The following is a 12797-nucleotide window of genomic DNA, read 5'->3' as shown; positions in this document are numbered from 1 at the left end:
CCCCCTTAGATTTCCTGTCGCCGGTAAACAAATGCAATCAGCGTAAGAAATACAATGGCTTCCACAATAATCACACCGAATACCTGAACACCATTCAGAAAATACGGACTGACCCGTTCCAACAAATCTGCTAACTCCACACTGGTCTGGCTTTGGTCATAAAATTGGAATGTCCAGCGGAAGGCCAGCGGCCCCGGAAACAGGGTTCCTATGTTCAAACCAAAAGGCTGTGTGAGAAACATATCGTTCATGGAAAGGATATAATTCGCAATCGTATAGAAAAAGGTAATCACGACAGACACGATATAGTTTTTATTAAGAAGAACAACGAGCAGAATACAGGGAAGTGCGCCCACCCACATAATCAGCCCTTCTTCAATTCCAACGCCAAACAAGGTCCAAAACCCAACCGGTTCCCAACCCTGAAACAACAAAACCGCAAGATTTACCAATCCTCCAACTGCCATAAAGCCAACGGCAAACAACAGTAAAACCAGCATCTTGGACAGCACCAGCTTGGTTCTATTTACCGGTACGGTAACAAGGTTTTTCAGTGTGTCATTATCAAGTTCCTCAAACAACAGATTCGAAGCCAGTATCACAAGAAGCGGCATCAAAAGCAAATATGCACTAAGCTGGAATAGGCTGGACATCACTCCATTTACAGCATCCACATCAGTGTTTACATCTGCCAGAAAGAAAGCATAAGCCAATGGCATGAAAACAGAAAGCAGTAGGGAAATAAATACCAATGGCTTCCGTTTTAATTTCAAAAATTCGCATTTGATTAGTTTAAGCAATTCCTTCTCCCCCTGTCACACGCTTGAAGTAATCTTCAAGACTTTCTTCACAAGTATGCACCTCCGATACCTCCAATCCGTTTTCTACAAAGGCAGTTACAATTTTCCCCACAGGCAGATCAAGGTTGTGCAGGCGCAGATTGTGGTCGTCCTGTATGGAGAAATGGTTTTCATGGAAATTGCGTTCCAAAATTCTTGCCGCCTGTGCAGTATCAGAGAGCATAAAACGGATATGCTTACTACTTTTTTGCTCCAGCTCAGCAAGGCTTTCTTCTTCCAGCAACGCGCCGTGGTCGATAATTCCAATATCGTCAGCCAGCAAAGAAATCTCCGAAAGAATGTGACTGGAAATCAAAATAGTTTTTCCTCTTGCGTCGCAAAGCTCCCGAATAAAGGAGCGTACTTCTGCAATACCGATGGGATCGAGGCCGTTGATCGGCTCATCCAAAATCAAAAGCTCCGGATCGTGCATAACGGCAAGGGCGATGGCAAGCCGCTGCTTCATACCAAGAGAATACTGTGAAAAGAGCTTTTTATCTTTGTAGGGCAGTCCTACCAGATCCAGAGCATCTTTGATAGCATGATTGTTTGGTACGCCCCGCAGAGTAGCAAAGATACGCAGGTTCTCTGTGCCGGTCAGATTGGGATAAAAACCGGGGGACTCGATCAGGCTTCCGATACGGGGCAACAGCTTCTTTTCATTCCCTTGCAAAGACTTTCCCCAGATTTTGACCTCCCCGGAAGTCGGCTTCGTTAAGCCCAACAGCATTTTCATGGTAGTGGTTTTTCCGGCTCCGTTTCTGCCCAGCAGACCGTAAATTCTCCCACGCTTCACATGGATATTTAAGTCAGCCACACTCTTTTGTGAGCCGTATTGCTTCGTCAGATTTTTTGTTTCAATGATATAATTTGTATCCATATTCAAAACCTCCTGTTCTGTAAGGTATTCTATCATGCCAACCTTGCATTAACCTTGCCGCAACCTTGCATTAACCTTGCAATTTGAAATCCAGTAAAATGACAAAGGCTCCCGCCATAAAGACGGGAACCCGCTTAACTCTCCAAAGGAAAAAGCAACATAAATTCAGTTCCTTTTCCCGGCAAACTTTCAACTGTTATACTCCCACCCATCTTTTCTACAAGCTGATGGACAATAGAAAGACCAAGACCGCTTCCTTTTTCAGACCGTCCTTTGTCACACTTATAGAGCCGTTCAAAAATGTGTTTCAAATCTTCCTTCTCAATTCCCACTCCATTATCCGCCAGCAGCAGCTCCATGTTATTTTCCTTCTTTGACAGGGCAATTTTGATTTTGTCTGCATGGCTGTGAGCGATTACATTTTGAATGAGATTATTGACAATCCTCATATAGCTGTCCATATCCAATCTTACCCGGACAGGCTGTTCGGGAATATCGATGTCATACTCAACCTGTTTATCCTCAAAAATCGGTATCCAGTCAATGAGGATATTTCTTGTCAGCTCTGCGGCCTCAACGCTCTGGATTTCCAAAGCAAACTCGTTTGAATTTAACTTGAACCAGTCAAAGAGTACATCAATATATTCTTTCAGATCATGGGCTTTCCGGCGGGCGGTTTCAATATAATCATCCCGGTCTTTTCCTGTGACCAGTCCTTTGTGTGCAGCGTCAAGATACCCAATCAGAGTAGTAAGGGGCGTTCGCACATCATGGGAAAGGCTCGTCATAAGCTGGCGGTTGGTTTCTTCTGTCTGCCGTACAGTTGAAAGTCTGCTTTCATAGGCCACAACGATCTCGTTGATTTCATAGGCAAGAGGTGCTGTCAGTTCATTTGTTGCAGATAGAATACGCCGGTTGCCATTTCCGTTTTTCACATCAACCAGCACATCGGTCATTTCTGCTATTTGTTTTTTTACACGCCGAACGAGAACGATGGAAGTCAATACAGCCCCAACAGCAATCACAATGGACAAGAATACAATGATTTCCATACTGACTACACCTCCTTATTAAACCGGTAGCCAATCCCTTTGACCGTTTGTATATACTTTGGGCTTGAAGGATTGACTTCTAATTTTTTACGAAGCCGACTGATAATCGCCATAATGTTACTGTCATCATAGAAATATTCTTCGCCCCAAACTTCCTCATAAATCTGCTGTTTTGTCAAAATTTTTCCTTGATGCTTTGCACAGTACAGGAGCAGATCAAATTCCTTTGGTGGAAGTTCAAAAGTGCCATTTTCCGTCGTAACAGAACGATTTTCAAGGTCAATTTGCAATCCATCAAAATCCAGTTTTTGCACAGCTCCGGCTTGATGATTAAAACGGGTGTAGCGGCGAATGAGGGACGCAATACGGGCAATCAGTTCGTCCATATCAAACGGTTTTGTCAGATAATCGTCCGCCCCGGCTCGTAAGCCCCGCACTTTAGAAATGCTGTCATTTTTGGATGTGAACATCAAAATCGGCAGGCTGTTCTCTTTGCGGATTTCTTCCAGCGTTTCAAAGCCATCCATACCGGGCATCATCACATCCAGCACTACAAGCTGGTATTCCTGCTCTTTTAATTTCTGTAAACCCTCTTTCCCGGTATTACAAAAATCAGCTTCTATGTTTTCTGCTTGTACGCTGCGTTTAATCAAAGCACACAGTTCTCTGTCATCATCTATAATCAGGATTTTATTCATGGTGCAACCCCTTCCCTTGTTTTGTCCTTCCGTCAATCGGCTTTTCTGCGTTCTTTGGGATCAGCCAAACACCAGCCATCTTTACAGCGCCGGGGATACGCCCTCCGGAACACAAATAATTTACCTGGCGAGGCGTAACATTCCACTTCTGGCCTGCCTCTTTTAATGTCATGTAGTCCATTTTGCACCTCCCCCAATATTATATTTCGTCTGCACGAAGAATACAAGGATGTAAATATGAATTATAAAATGCAGAAAGAGTGGATATCGCATCATTCCATGTGCAAACTATGCAATATAGAATGTATGTGGGTGATGCTAGATGGCAAAAGTGAAAGACTGCCCTGGCTTTGAAACCTTCGGTGCAGATGTAAAAGAAGCACGGAAGGCGAAGAACCTTGCACGAAAAGATTTAGCCGAAAAGGTGAACATTGATACCAGGTATCTTGCCAACATCGAAAACGAGGGCACGATCCCCAGCCTGCCGGTCATTATTCAGCTTGTAAAAATCTGCGGCCTGCCGATGGAGAGATATTTCAATCCAGAGGTCATGCGAGAGGAAAGCGAGCTGCGCCAGCGGGTCGGACAGAAGTTAAAGCTCTGCCCGGAACAGTATTTGCCTATCGTGGAGGGTGCCATTGACGGGGCCTTAAAAATTGAAAAGCCGAATGAAGAAACGGAGGGTGTCTGAACATCCTCTGTTTTTCTTATTTTGCGGGCATTTTGAGGTTTCCGAAACGCTTTATAAGTAGGGATAAGATACGGTAGCAAGCACAGCAAGCGAGTACCCGCTTGCGAATTTTGAGATTTTCAGGTCCCTTACCCGAAAATTCAAAATTGCTTGTTGGGATAGTCCCAAACCCTTATGAGGAACGGAGGCGGCGCATGGCAAACCGAAAGCGGAATATCCAAATGAAATTCTATGTTACGGAGGACGAAAAGCGGCTCATAGACGAAAAAATGAGCCAGTTACCCACACGCAGATATGGCGCCTACCTTCGAAAGATGGCGATTGACGGGTATATCATCTATACGGACACCGCAGATATCAAGGCATTTACCAAAGAACTTTCCGCCATCGGTCGGAACATCAACCAGATCGCCAAGCGGATCAACGCCGGAGGCTCTGCGTATCAGTCTGACATGGACGAGATACGGGAAAGGCTGGACGAGATATGGCAGTTACAAAGACACATCCTATCAAGTCAACGCTGAAAGCGGCCATTGACTATATCTGCAACCCGGAAAAGACGGACGGAAAGTTGCTTGTTTCCTCCTATGGCTGCGCCGCCGAAACTGCGGATATCGAATTTGCTTGGACCCGCCTCCATGCCATCGACAAGGGAACGAACCTGGGCCGTCACCTGATCCAAGCCTTTCAGCCTGGAGAGGTCACGCCGGAACAGGCCCATGAGATCGGCATGGAGCTTGCAAAAGAAATCCTGGGCGGCAAGTATGAGTTTGTACTTACCACTCATATAGACAAAGATCATGTTCATAATCACCTGATTTTCAATGCGGTCAGCTTTGCGGATCATAAGCACTACCATTCCAACAAGCGGAGTTATCACTATATCCGCCGCACTTCGGACCGGCTTTGCAAGGAACACGGTCTGTCTGTCATCATCCCAGGACAGGACAAGGGCAAGAGCTATATTGAACATCAGGCTACGCAGAACGGCACCAGCTATAAGGCAAAGCTGAAAGCGGCAATCGACCGACTCCTGCCAGCCTGTTCCGATTTAGAAGAACTGCTTCGCCGCCTGCAGAGAGAAGGCTATGAGATCAAGCGGGGCAAATATATCTCCGCCAGAGCGCCGGATCAGGAACGATTCACCCGTCTGAAAACCCTGGGTGTGGACTACACCGAAGAAGCCCTTGCCGCCCGGATTGCCGGACGATCCAGACCTTCCCACCAACCGAAACGGCAGGACGGAAAGATCAGCCTGCTCATTGATATCCAAAATAACATCAAGGCACAGCAGAGCGCAGGCTTCACCCATTGGGCGAAGCTGAACAATCTGAAACAAGCCGCCAAGACCATGAATTTCCTGACCGAGCACGGGATAAGCAACTATGGAGAACTGGAAAGCAAGTTGACCGCCGTGTCTGTGCGCAGAGATACCACTCATACGGAGATCAAGCGAATAGAAAGCAGAAGTGCCGAACTTACCCTTGTGATGAAGCACGCCGGCACTTACCGCCAGTTAAAGCCACTTTATGACCGATACCGTAAATCGAATGATAAAGAAAAGTTCCTGCGGGGGCATGAGAGCGAGATCATCCTTTTTGAAGCGGCCGCCAGAGAATTAAAACGGCTGGGGACTGTGCCGCTGCCGACAACGGAAAGCATGAAAACGGAGCTTGCCAATCTCAACGCAGAAAAGGAACGGCTCCTTGCTGAATATAAAGCCGCAAGAGCCGAAGCCCAGAAATACGAAACTGTCAAACAGAATGTGGATGCGCTGCTGGCCGTTCCAAAGGAACAGGAACAACAGCGGCGGCATGAACTTGAATAAATTTCTTTGAAAGACGCTGGGCGTAGCTCCCGGCATCCTGTATAATGGAACTGCGGAAGGAGGTTTTACCGATGACAAGAAGCGAAGCAATCAAAGCATTATTCTTCAAAAGTGTACTGCCCGTGACCGTGGCACTGATTCTGTATTGTATCTTCAAATCCGCCTGCATGAAGAACGGAGAGCTTGACTATGTATGGCTCTGGATACTCTGCGGGCTGCCGTTTGGCCTCCATCGGATGTGCCTCTGGATCGTGCCTGGCGGCGGCTCCCTGGGTGGAGGGATCGCCCTGTTTGCATTGAACTTCATTATCGGCGGCGTGATAGGTGGTTTCATTCTGGTATGGCGGCTGATCGTAGCGGTATGGTATGTGCCGCTGACGGTGTACCGGCTGATTGTAGGCTGATTTTTGCGTCATGGAAATATGGAAAACTGCCGCTCGTGCCGATGGAAAAGCCATTCACAACCTGATGGAAAAAGACAAGCCTTTTCCCACAAGTCTGCAAACAGCTTTCCCACAGCCTCACAATCCTGGCAGTTTACACACATTCCCACAACGCCTACTGCGGCGGCTATCCATCCTTTCCTATCCAATCCTAATGAGAAAATACTATGGAAATTCCTTTTCAACGGAGGTACAATTTGTACCCCTGTTCAAACAACAGAACCGTGTTAAAGTAATTTGATGATAGCAAAAAGAAAAAGCGGGAGTACAGCCAATCGAATGAACCGAAAAGCTGTACTCCCGTTTTGTGTATCAGAAAGTGTTTGAAATCGAGCCATTTTCTCTATGTGCCAGCAAGCAGACCGACACATGAGAAATCATAAAGGCTCTCTTTGAAAGTACGGATACAGGGAATTATTCTACGGTTTTTCTACCCTTATCCTCACAAATTTTAGATCGTTTGGAACTGTAATGCGGACAAGCGACCAGACACGCCCGGAAACTCTGCTTGCAGCCGTGAACACATTTTTTACAGATATGGTTATACTGCCGCCTGCCGTTCTCGCCCAGAAAGAACGCCCATTCCAGCCGCCACTTCTTGCTTCGGCTCATAGGCAGTCATGCTCCGGCACATCACGACCGGGCTTCTTGCCCTCTGGGGGCTTATGTTCGGCACACTCCCGTTTTGCGTCCTCCAACCGCTCACGGATGGAAGGCTTCTCCGGCGTTGTCCGCTCTGCGTACTCCTGGGCTTTTTCCAATTCCTCGCCGCGTCTGCCGTTGTTGATAACGCCGTCGATCATGCCGTAGTCATCCTCCAGCGTCATTTCCGCTGTGCGGAGGGGATTATCCTTTTCCGGCTGTTCCGCTGCCACGGCAAAGGCCCGTGTGCCGTTTCCCATGATAAGATACTTTCCATCATCGGAAATATGGTGGACACCGTAACCGGCCGCCTCCATCTGTTCCCGGCTCATAGCCGTCACCTGAAAGCTGCCCCTCGGTGTCTGCACACGCTCGCCGGTCTCAAAACGGTCTGGCAGATAAGCGAGGTCTTGTTTCTCAGCAGGAACAGGGAGAACAACGATATTGCCATTGATCTGCATAAATCGTTCCGGTGTTTTGAACTGTTCCGTGTATTTCTGGATCAGTTCCGGGGACAGGGACGCAAAATCTTCCTCACCAAGTCCAACCACCAGGAAAGTTCCTGCTACGATATCATAAATTTCTCCATTTTCATCCCGCAGCCCACGGTTCAAATCAAGCCCTATGAGCTTTCCTTCATCATTGCAAACCAGCGCCACCGGGTCAGAATAGGGATAAGTTGCGCCAATGTCTCCGCCGACCTCCGCCTGCAGGGAATGAAGATCGGGGGCGATCTCCTTCTTATAGGGTTCCTTCATAGGCTCCACTACAAGCACAGTCATCTTTTCCGAGGCAGCCCTTTCCGCAGCGGACAGCATTTCATCCGCATGGGACTTCTCCGGGTCATCCAAAGCGGCCTTGACCTCCGCCGGATCAAAATCAAGAAATTCCTCATAGCCCGTGGCGTCCTTGAACTTTTCAATCTCCGAGGGAAGATAGTCCTCCTGCGTCTGCCCCAGTGCCGCCAGCTTTTCATCCAGAGTGGAAATGCGTCCGGCCATCAGGCTTTCGTAAATTTCTTCCTTTGCGGCGTGTGCCTCCGGGTGCTCCGCCGCATACTGCGGATCGTTCTGACGGAAAAACTCATCCATGTCAAAGGCGATATCCATAGCCCACTCGGATTTTTCTTCTTCGGGAAGATCGTCCTGAAAGGTCATCACCCGGTACTCGTCGGGGATACTGCCGCGCTCACCGTCGTAATACTCATGGAAACTGTCACCCGTATCACGCACATAGCCCTGATCCGTGAAGGTGCCGTTTTCCTCCAACGCAACGTCCCGGCCGTAGGCCTCATAGTCGATGTAATTCTGCAAATGCTCCGGCACCTGCATAACGTCCAGTTCTTCGATGTAATAGCGGCCCAGATCGTCATAGTCATGGATATCGGGGTAAACCTCATAGCAATCCAGATTCTCGGTGAGGTTGATGATCTCCTGCAGGCTGCCGCAATGGTCGCCCATTTCCATACCGGCCTGAAACTGTGCGTATTCGCTTTCGCTCATTTCATCCAGCTTCGATGCCAGATAATTCAGCTCGTCCAGATTTTCATATTCACCCAGCTTACTGTAAAGACCGTCCACATAGCAGTCATAGTCCGTGATGAACCATTCCTCATAGGGATTGCCGAAGTCGTCCTTCTGGCCAATCCCGATACGTTTGAACACTTCCTTCAATTCCTCGGCGGTGGTGGGAAACTTCACCCACTCGCCCACAAGCTCACCCTCATTGTACTTCCCAAGATTGGTGATAAAGGCAGCAACGGGATAATCCTTGTCGTGATCGTAATATGGCATATCAGCACCTCCTTACAGCTCCGGCGCAGATTTTTCCTTATGGGGCTGCGCCTTGCATTTCTCCGCACATTCCTTCTTGCCCTGTTCCAGCCGTTCCCGGATGGAGGGCTTTTTCTCAGGCTCCGCAGGGCGTTCATGCACCCACTCGTCGCCGGAAAGAGAAATATATCCGTGTTCCGTAAAATGGCCCTGTTCCTCTTGCAGGGCGTACTTGCCAAAAGGAACAGGGTCGATCGCTTTCAGAAGTTCTGGGGGCAGCAGCATATCCATGTGCAGTGCCAGATACCGCCACCCCAGATCATTCAGATCGTGGATATTGGGCTCAAATACGAAATAGTCGATGTTGTCCGTAAACTCCTTAAACTGCTCCGGCGTTGTCAGCTTGAAGGGCGATGCCTGCACCGCCATCAGTAGCTCCCGGCCCTCCGGGGAGAGGGCAGCCACCGCCGCCCTCACTTCGGGTAAATGTTCCAAAGTCTTATTTTCTGCCATTGACACCTTCCTTTCTTTTCGGAAATTCCAGTTTGAAGTTGATGTATTTGCCACCCGTGTCATCCAAGATCACCGCAGCGTCATAAGCAGCCTGTTTCTTTTCAGACCACATTCCCTTGACATTGGTGCGGCCTTTTTTCAGAAGGTCCGCTGCCATTTTCTTTGTCAGCTCCTTCTTGCGGCTCGTCCAGAAGCGGTCATTTTTCCAGAGAACGAAACCGCAGGACCGATCCGAACACGCAAAGTTCTTCTTGCCCTCATAAACCGGCTGGCCGCAGCGAGGGCAGGTACCGATCACTTCCTTCTCCGGGGCAAACAGCTTTTTGCCATCCTCGGAAATGCAGGAATAGGTGGACACGATCTCCTGGACCATCGTGCGGATACCGTCCATGAAGGTATCCGGGTCAGCGCCGCCCTTTGCGATCTCCGTCAATTTTTGTTCCCATTCCGCCGTCAGCATGGGAGAGGTCAGCGGCTCCGGCAAGACTGTGACAAGGTTGATACCGGCTTTTGTGGGGATCAGGCTCTTGCCCTTGCGCTCCACAAATCCGGCTGTCACCAGCTTTTCGATGATAGCCGCCCTGGTGGCGGGCGTGCCCAGTCCTTTTCGCTCGGCGTCCTCCGGCGTATCCTCCTTGCCCGCGTTCTCCATAGCGGACAGGAGGGTATCTTCGGTATAGGGCTTCGGCGGCTGGGTGAAATGCTCGGTAACAGCAACCTCCGCACCGTCAAAAGTCTGCCCTTCGGTGAAGTCCGGCAGCGCATCGCCGTCCCCATCCGCAGGCTTTTCCTTCAGGGAGGCGCGGAAAATGCGGTCGATCTCCCGCCAGCCTTCGGAGATGACGCGCTTGCCCTTTGCGGTGAAGGAATGGCCGCAGCAGTCAAATGTGGCCGTGACCGTCTCATACCCATACGGCTCCGCCGATGCACACAGCAGCTTGCAGCAGACAAGGAGGAACAAATTGCGCTCACCCAGAGGCAGAGCCTTGATATCCGCTTTTTCAATCTCCATCGTGGGGATAATGGCGTGGTGGTCGGATACATCTTTGTCGGAAATCATGGCCTCCATCAGAGGGAAGAAGTCTGTGCAGCTATCAAAAGGTGGCAGTTTCGCCGCCAGGTGGATCACGCAGGACGCCGTTTCCGCCATATCGGAGGTCAGATACCGACTGTCTGTGCGGGGATAGGTCAGTAGCTTCTTTTCGTAGAGGCTCTGGGCGTAGTCAAGGGTCTGCTTCGCTGTGTATCCAAACAGGCGGTTTGTCTCCCGCTGCAAGGTGGTAAGGTCATAGAGCTTCGGCGGCTGTTCCTTCTTCTGCTCCTTCGTGACAGAGGTACAGGTGACGGTCGCACCCTTGCACATGGCCGCTGCCTGTTCCGCCGCTGCCGAATCGGTGAATTTCTCCGACACCGCCTCGGCTCCATCCAGCGTCAGGCGCAGCAGATGATATTTTTCCTTGTGAAACAGCGTGATCTTTGCGTCACGCTCCGCCAGCATTGCCAGCGTGGGTGTTTGCACACGGCCCACATTCAAGGTGCGGTGATAGAGAACGGAGAAAAGGCGCGTGGCATTGATCCCCACCAGCCAATCCGCTTTCTGGCGGCAGAGGGCTGATTGATACAGGGCTTCATAATCGGCACCGGGACGCAGATCAGAAAAGCCCTCCTGGATGGCGCTGTCCTCAATTGAGGAAATCCAGAGCCGAAGAACCGGCTTGCGGCAGCCGGCCATTTCATACACCAGACGGAAGATCAGCTCACCTTCCCGCCCGGCGTCACAGGCATTGACAATGGTATCCACATCGGGGCGGTTCATCAGGGCACGGAGATTTTCAAAAGTATCCTCCTTGCCTGGTGCCAGCACATAGCGAAATGGCTCCGGCAGAATGGGAAGATCATCATAGCGCCATTTCTTGAAATTCTCGTCATAGCCGCCCGCATCCATCGGGGATACCAAGTGCCCCACACACCAGGATACGAGAAGGCCGTTGCCCTCATAAAAGCCATCGGCCCTGGATGAAGCACCCAGGGCCGACGCGATAGATTTTGCCACACTCGGTTTTTCTGCGATAATCAGTTTACTCATTCTTTTCCTCCGTTTCCTCATCCTCGGTCAGATATTCTTCTTCATCCTCCAGGTCGAAATCATCCAGATCAGCGGGAACTTTCTTTCCCTGCTTCGGTTTCAGCACCAGGAAATAGACCGCCGCGCCGCCTCCGGCTGCAAGGATCAGCAGCACCGCCAGGATCGCCCCAGCATTACTTTTCTTTTCAGGCTCCGGATTCTCCGGCTCGGTGGGCTCCGCAGCTTTCTGTTCTGTGCCAACACATTCACTAAGGTTTTTTACGCAGACCGGGCAAGCGGTATTGACCGCTCCGGCCTGGCACTTCTCCGTACAGGTGCAGACAATAGGTGTTTCCGCCTTTTCTCCATCCTCCGTAAGCGCCATGAGGTCGGCTTCATCCACCTGGTTCAGAAAATGCACGGTTTCCTCGCCCTCATCGTCACGGTCGATAATGAGATAGAACACATTGCCGTTCTTCGTTTCCACTGTAATAAACTGCTTGCCGCTGGCGGTCGGGCTGCCAATATCGTCAATCAGCGAAAGGTTCCCGTCCGGAGTCAAGGCGGCACCGCCATTCAAACCACCGCCCAGCATACCCAGCAGATTTTCCAGTGTTTCCGCATCCAGAGAGAAAGAACCTTCCCCAGAGCCAGCCTCGCCGTCACTTACCGTCATGTAGCCGGAATAGACATAGCCGACTTTCTCCGGCAGGATGACCTTCAGCCAGTCGCCGTCTGTGCCGATCACCTTCACGGTCGTTCCATTGGGAAGCTGGGTGAAGGCGGTGTAGTCCATTCCCGCACCCGTGCGGACATTCAAATTGCCGCCGCCCGTGGTGACAGTACCGGTCTGCCCGGGGTCATTTTCGCCGGAACTGAACTGGATACCATCATCGGTGACGGATACCGTGACCTGGCTGCCTGCCAGAGCGGAAAGCAGATCAGAAACATCACCGGCCGTTTCCTGTTCAGCCATGGACTCCGTGCTTTCCTCACCGCCGCTGGCAAAGGCGGTGACAGAAAAAGCGGCAGTGCTGAGCACCACCGCCAAAAGAGCCGATACCATTTTTGTCATAAAATTATGCTTCATCCTCGTATCCCTCCGTTTCCTCATTCTCTGTGTCGCCCTCCTGCAGCATGCCTTCCGGTAGGGAGATCATACCGCTGGCATAGGCTTTCAGGAAAGCGGTCAGCTCCTTATTGTCCATCTTCACGGCTTTTACCATGCGGACGATTTCCAGATTTTCTTCCTCCGCAAGCTGGGTCTCCAGCGCACGGAGGCGTTTCTGCTGCTCCGCGATCTTTTCTTTGGTTTTCGCAATGTCATTGCGGATCTTCTGTGTCGTTGCCATAAATCAAATTACCTCCATATCG

The 12797-nt window shown here is 50.2% G+C and carries 14 protein-coding genes and 2 pseudogenes; 4 read left to right on the top strand and 12 right to left on the bottom strand.

Annotated features, from left to right (window positions below; translation table 11 throughout):
* Positions 1-5: 5 nt before the first annotated feature.
* The 5 genes from ABCM67_RS09500 to ABCM67_RS09480 form a co-directional block, all read right to left on the bottom strand.
* Positions 6-800, bottom strand: coding sequence for an ABC transporter permease (locus ABCM67_RS09500; protein WP_173686034.1), 795 nt, complete (start codon positions 798-800; stop codon positions 6-8).
* Positions 793-1719, bottom strand: a complete 927-nt coding sequence (locus ABCM67_RS09495; RefSeq protein ID WP_173686033.1) for an ABC transporter ATP-binding protein — start codon at positions 1717-1719, stop codon at positions 793-795. Before ABCM67_RS09495 ends, ABCM67_RS09500 begins: the two co-directional genes overlap by 8 nt.
* 134 nt (positions 1720-1853) lie before the next feature.
* Entirely contained in the window at positions 1854-2771 is a 918-nt protein-coding gene (locus ABCM67_RS09490) for a HAMP domain-containing sensor histidine kinase (RefSeq protein ID WP_173686032.1), read from the bottom strand.
* Between the two features lie 5 nt (positions 2772-2776).
* Positions 2777-3469: a response regulator transcription factor gene (locus tag ABCM67_RS09485; protein WP_002594745.1), complete on the bottom strand. Its 693-nt coding sequence runs from the start codon at positions 3467-3469 to the stop codon at positions 2777-2779.
* A complete protein-coding gene (locus ABCM67_RS09480; protein WP_117492185.1) occupies positions 3462-3650 on the bottom strand; it encodes a DNA-binding protein in 189 nt (62 codons plus the stop codon). The genes ABCM67_RS09485 and ABCM67_RS09480 overlap by 8 nt, the downstream gene beginning before the upstream one ends.
* 141 nt (positions 3651-3791) lie before the next feature.
* On the opposite strand from ABCM67_RS09480, the gene ABCM67_RS09475 reads away from it, so the two are divergent.
* The 4 genes from ABCM67_RS09475 to ABCM67_RS09460 all read left to right on the top strand — a co-directional run bounded on the left by ABCM67_RS09475 (position 3792) and on the right by ABCM67_RS09460 (position 6392).
* Entirely contained in the window at positions 3792-4160 is a 369-nt protein-coding gene (locus ABCM67_RS09475; RefSeq protein WP_021738115.1) for a helix-turn-helix transcriptional regulator, read from the top strand.
* 194 nt (positions 4161-4354) lie between these two features.
* Positions 4355-4684, top strand: coding sequence for a MobC family plasmid mobilization relaxosome protein (locus ABCM67_RS09470; RefSeq protein WP_342992809.1), 330 nt, complete (start codon positions 4355-4357; stop codon positions 4682-4684).
* Entirely contained in the window at positions 4645-5988 is a 1344-nt protein-coding gene (locus ABCM67_RS09465) for a relaxase/mobilization nuclease domain-containing protein (RefSeq protein ID WP_342992808.1), read from the top strand. The genes ABCM67_RS09470 and ABCM67_RS09465 overlap by 40 nt, the downstream gene beginning before the upstream one ends.
* A gap of 71 nt (positions 5989-6059) precedes the next feature.
* Positions 6060-6392, top strand: a complete 333-nt coding sequence (locus ABCM67_RS09460; protein ID WP_342992807.1) for a DUF6050 family protein — start codon at positions 6060-6062, stop codon at positions 6390-6392.
* Between the two features lie 453 nt (positions 6393-6845).
* Here the strand turns inward: ABCM67_RS09460 and ABCM67_RS09455 are convergent, their stop codons facing one another.
* The 7 genes and pseudogenes from ABCM67_RS09455 to ABCM67_RS09425 form a co-directional block, all read right to left on the bottom strand.
* Positions 6846-7043 carry a hypothetical protein gene (locus ABCM67_RS09455; RefSeq protein WP_342992806.1) on the bottom strand — a complete coding sequence of 66 codons (198 nt, stop codon included), beginning with the start codon at positions 7041-7043 and terminating at the stop codon, positions 6846-6848.
* Positions 7040-8866 carry an antirestriction protein ArdA gene (locus tag ABCM67_RS09450; RefSeq protein WP_342992805.1) on the bottom strand — a complete coding sequence of 609 codons (1827 nt, stop codon included), beginning with the start codon at positions 8864-8866 and terminating at the stop codon, positions 7040-7042. The genes ABCM67_RS09455 and ABCM67_RS09450 overlap by 4 nt, the downstream gene beginning before the upstream one ends.
* A 12-nt stretch (positions 8867-8878) precedes the next feature.
* The gene (locus ABCM67_RS09445) at positions 8879-9358 is read right to left on the bottom strand and encodes a hypothetical protein (protein WP_342992804.1); all 480 of its coding nucleotides are present in this window, start codon (positions 9356-9358) and stop codon (positions 8879-8881) included.
* Complete coding sequence (locus ABCM67_RS09440; protein WP_342992803.1) at positions 9345-11444, bottom strand: DNA topoisomerase 3; 2100 nt, start codon at positions 11442-11444, stop codon at positions 9345-9347. Before ABCM67_RS09440 ends, ABCM67_RS09445 begins: the two co-directional genes overlap by 14 nt.
* Positions 11437-11985: pseudogene (locus tag ABCM67_RS09435) on the bottom strand (DUF4366 domain-containing protein); the annotation flags it as partial. The gene ABCM67_RS09440 and the pseudogene ABCM67_RS09435, both read right to left, overlap by 8 nt.
* A 123-nt stretch (positions 11986-12108) precedes the next feature.
* Positions 12109-12399: pseudogene (locus tag ABCM67_RS09430) on the bottom strand (SH3 domain-containing protein); the annotation flags it as partial.
* A gap of 103 nt (positions 12400-12502) precedes the next feature.
* Positions 12503-12775, bottom strand: coding sequence for a DUF4315 family protein (locus ABCM67_RS09425; protein ID WP_342992802.1), 273 nt, complete (start codon positions 12773-12775; stop codon positions 12503-12505).
* Positions 12776-12797: the final 22 nt, after the last annotated feature.

It is taken from the genome of Blautia sp. 2227st1_G12_2227SCRN_220401 (assembly GCF_039062885.1).
In the GTDB taxonomy this organism is placed as follows: domain Bacteria; phylum Bacillota; class Clostridia; order Lachnospirales; family Lachnospiraceae; genus Blautia_A; species Blautia_A fusiformis.
Note: the sequence above shows the minus strand (reverse complement) of the source record. Positions and strands in the feature narration are given on the sequence as shown.

Coding starts and splice junctions, on each gene's coding strand:
- ABCM67_RS09450 (WP_342992805.1), bottom strand. CDS start 8,866: ATGCCATATTACGATCACGACAAGGATTATCCCGTTGCTGCCTTTATC.
- ABCM67_RS09495 (WP_173686033.1), bottom strand. CDS start 1,719: ATGGATACAAATTATATCATTGAAACAAAAAATCTGACGAAGCAATAC.
- ABCM67_RS09470 (WP_342992809.1), top strand. CDS start 4,355: ATGGCAAACCGAAAGCGGAATATCCAAATGAAATTCTATGTTACGGAG.
- ABCM67_RS09445 (WP_342992804.1), bottom strand. CDS start 9,358: ATGGCAGAAAATAAGACTTTGGAACATTTACCCGAAGTGAGGGCGGCG.
- ABCM67_RS09485 (WP_002594745.1), bottom strand. CDS start 3,469: ATGAATAAAATCCTGATTATAGATGATGACAGAGAACTGTGTGCTTTG.
- ABCM67_RS09460 (WP_342992807.1), top strand. CDS start 6,060: ATGACAAGAAGCGAAGCAATCAAAGCATTATTCTTCAAAAGTGTACTG.
- ABCM67_RS09490 (WP_173686032.1), bottom strand. CDS start 2,771: ATGGAAATCATTGTATTCTTGTCCATTGTGATTGCTGTTGGGGCTGTA.
- ABCM67_RS09455 (WP_342992806.1), bottom strand. CDS start 7,043: ATGAGCCGAAGCAAGAAGTGGCGGCTGGAATGGGCGTTCTTTCTGGGC.
- ABCM67_RS09440 (WP_342992803.1), bottom strand. CDS start 11,444: ATGAGTAAACTGATTATCGCAGAAAAACCGAGTGTGGCAAAATCTATC.
- ABCM67_RS09475 (WP_021738115.1), top strand. CDS start 3,792: ATGGCAAAAGTGAAAGACTGCCCTGGCTTTGAAACCTTCGGTGCAGAT.
- ABCM67_RS09425 (WP_342992802.1), bottom strand. CDS start 12,775: ATGGCAACGACACAGAAGATCCGCAATGACATTGCGAAAACCAAAGAA.
- ABCM67_RS09465 (WP_342992808.1), top strand. CDS start 4,645: ATGGCAGTTACAAAGACACATCCTATCAAGTCAACGCTGAAAGCGGCC.
- ABCM67_RS09480 (WP_117492185.1), bottom strand. CDS start 3,650: ATGGACTACATGACATTAAAAGAGGCAGGCCAGAAGTGGAATGTTACG.